The sequence below is a fragment of the Priestia sp. 3CA3 genome (assembly GCF_056836725.1).
In genome coordinates this window covers 1-304 of record NZ_JBXENJ010000052.1, presented here as the reverse complement: position 1 = coordinate 304, position 304 = coordinate 1, and the positions used below count along the sequence as shown (strand labels likewise).

At 46.1% G+C, this 304-nt stretch carries 1 protein-coding gene; it reads left to right on the top strand.

All coding sequences use genetic code 11. From position 1 onward, the window contains the following. Positions 1 to 304, top strand: a 304-nt coding sequence (locus AC1VNJ_RS26945; RefSeq protein WP_482641641.1) for a cadherin-like domain-containing protein, incomplete at both ends; no start/stop codon positions are given.

The following is a 304-nucleotide window of genomic DNA, read 5'->3' as shown; positions in this document are numbered from 1 at the left end:
CCCTCTTAGTTATCAGCTGCAAAATGGTCCAACAAATGGAATAGCTGCCGTGAACGCAGATGGAACGTTTAGTTATCAACCAAACTTGAATTTTAATGGGACGGATCAGTTTACGGTATTGGTGTCAGACGGTCAGGGAGGCACGGCGGTTTCAACGGTGACCATCAACGTTATCCCTGTCAATGATCCCCCAATTACGTCCAATGTTAGCTTTACGATTGCGGAAGATAGCACGTTAATCAATCAAGTAGTGGCGGTAGATCCCGATGGAAATCCGTTAACGTTTAGCCTACAAACGGCACCA